The 2,246-nt window shown below is 40.2% G+C and carries 2 protein-coding genes; both read right to left on the bottom strand.

The window, feature by feature from the left end; genetic code table 11:
* Positions 1-128: 128 nt before the first annotated feature.
* Positions 129-536, bottom strand: a complete 408-nt coding sequence (locus PX484_RS01860; protein ID WP_287767176.1) for a hypothetical protein — start codon at positions 534-536, stop codon at positions 129-131.
* A gap of 180 nt (positions 537-716) precedes the next feature.
* Positions 717-1,940 carry an RNA-guided endonuclease InsQ/TnpB family protein gene (locus PX484_RS01855; protein WP_288102722.1) on the bottom strand — a complete coding sequence of 408 codons (1,224 nt, stop codon included), beginning with the start codon at positions 1,938-1,940 and terminating at the stop codon, positions 717-719.
* Between the last annotated feature and the right edge of the window lie 306 nt (positions 1,941-2,246).

Raw genomic sequence — 2,246 nt, 5'->3', positions numbered from 1 at the left:
TTGGAGTGATTGGGGGGAAAATTCAGGTACTTTTTCCCTGAAAATTAGGTAGTTGACCACCTGAAAATCGATAAAACCCCACACCCCACACCCCACACCCCACACCCTGCCACCACCGAAAAACTTTTTCAGCAAGCCCTAGTTAGGGCCACAGTTTCCCTCTCGCTAACTTTCGGACTATCAGTGCCAAATAAACCGCTACCCGCCCCTGCCGCTACTGTCTCGGCACAATTATAAATAAATTCCTTGTACTCTTGCAGATCTTCGGGCGTTGCTTTCCCTCTCAACACCGCTACAGCATCATTAATTTTATTGATCGCCGTATCCGGTTGCAAATCGGCTGCTTTGATCTCCATTTTTGCTGGGGGATTAACTTGCGCTTTTTCTACGGCTTCCTGAGAAAATAGCGTCTGAATAATATCATTATTAGGATAATTTATGGCCGCCTCCGCCACTTCTTTCCTTAAACCGGCAGCCTCGACCGCCGTGGAAATTATCCCCGCATCCAACATCGCCACCGCCATACCAGTAATCATGACTGCACTGGCAACTGTTGCTAATTCATCGGATGTGCAGATGGTTGATTAGTTTGTCATCGCCTATTATAGGGGAAAAGATACCACTATCTCCCCTCTTAAGCATCCAGTAATAATAGTTAGTAAAAGTATAGTCAAATATAGACAGACTGAATTCCATTTCAGAAATTCCTTTCACTTTTACTTCGAGAGATTGATTCTCCTTGGGTGAACTACGCACCTCTCTATCCCATAGCGGTTAAACACATTTGGGAATGCTTTTCGTAAAATATTGTAGGAACCCATGACATCAGATTGAACCAGAATCCCCTTATCTGTACAATATAACCCTCGCTTAATTCTTTTTCCTGAAAACACTGGCTTTTCAGTTATCTGTCCATAAACGGGGAGAGGATCGTCATTCAAAAAATTAGAAGCTGAGGTATAGGATTCTTCTTGAAGAATCACAGAGATTCCTTCTAATTGACATTTATAAATAATCATCTCAATTAATCGAGCATGAGGGATGGTCACAAATTTTTGATTGTTGACTTTTCCTAAGTTCACTTCTTGTTTCCAACCGTCATTTTTCCCAATTACTAAAGTTGTTATCTCTTGGTCAACTAAAAGATTGACTAAATAACGACTAGCCTGATGAAGATAATCATCTACTTTCTGATTACGACAGCGAGTTAAACGGCAAATCCTCTGGGAACTTTGACGATTACCTTTTAACAGAGATTGTAACTTAGCCCGACGTTGGTTATAAAATTGATTCAGGCTTTTTAACGGTCTGCCATTAATCAACAAAGGGATAAAGTCCGGTTGATTTGAAGTTACAGCCATCAAATTATCTATGCCTAAATCTATCGCGGCTATTTTTTCATTAGGAGCTAAGAACTGTTCGGTTTTCTCATAAATTACCTCGATTACATAACAATCACATTTAGGAACTATTCTAACTTCTGCTATGCGCTCCGCTACTCTTGTCGGCAAGGTAATTGAAGTCCCTGATAGTTTGACCAATCCGTACCGAAGACCTACTTTGCTTAGGGATTGAATCGTGTAAACTAAGAGATTTCGTCCTTTTTTTGGCTCCTTATAGCCAGGGATTTTTGGTTTGACCAGAAATTGATCGGGGTGACTTTTAAACTCCGATGCAGCGGCAAAAAATGATGGCCAGTTTTTGTCTAATCCTCTTAAAACTTGTTGGGAAACTTTAGCGGGTAAAGCTTGATACTGTTCTGTCTTTTTCATCAGAGAGGCCATCTGATTATAGGTCAAATAGCCATGACCATAAATGAAGTTTTGTCGGCTTAAATAATTGGCTGAGTTGTAGAGATTTTTAGACTGCCAAGATAAATTATCTATCTCAGCCCAAAATCTATGTCCTTTCTTGATAATGTGTCTTTCGGCTACTAACATTATTGTCCGTTGTCTTTTAACTCAGCGTCGGGTTTTGAAGGGTTGTCATCCGTTGTGATAATTGTACCAGAAGTCAATTGATAGCCTGTTAAATTCCCTTGTTTCCACCACCTCCAAGCCGTTCGATAACTTATTCCTGTTTTTTTTGCCTAGTCCGATAGTTTTGTCTGTACATATTACCATGCCTGACTATATCTGACCATATTTGTATTGAAACTTTACAATACCGATTATCGGGTTTTGAATGCTCTTAATTTTGGTTTACCGCAAAAAACGGAATCCATCAGGCCATTGGGTTTGAGCATT

This window comes from Microcystis sp. M49636_WE2 (assembly GCF_030065375.1).
GTDB classification, from domain to species: Bacteria; Cyanobacteriota; Cyanobacteriia; order Cyanobacteriales; family Microcystaceae; genus Microcystis; species Microcystis aeruginosa_C.
The sequence above is the reverse complement of the archived record's forward strand: the minus strand, read 5'-3'. Positions and strand labels throughout refer to the sequence as shown.

Excerpts from the sequence above, each read along its gene's own strand:
- PX484_RS01855 (WP_288102722.1), bottom strand. The coding sequence starts at position 1,940 with ATGTTAGTAGCCGAAAGACACATTATCAAGAAAGGACATAGATTTTGG.
- PX484_RS01860 (WP_287767176.1), bottom strand. The coding sequence starts at position 536 with ATGATTACTGGTATGGCGGTGGCGATGTTGGATGCGGGGATAATTTCC.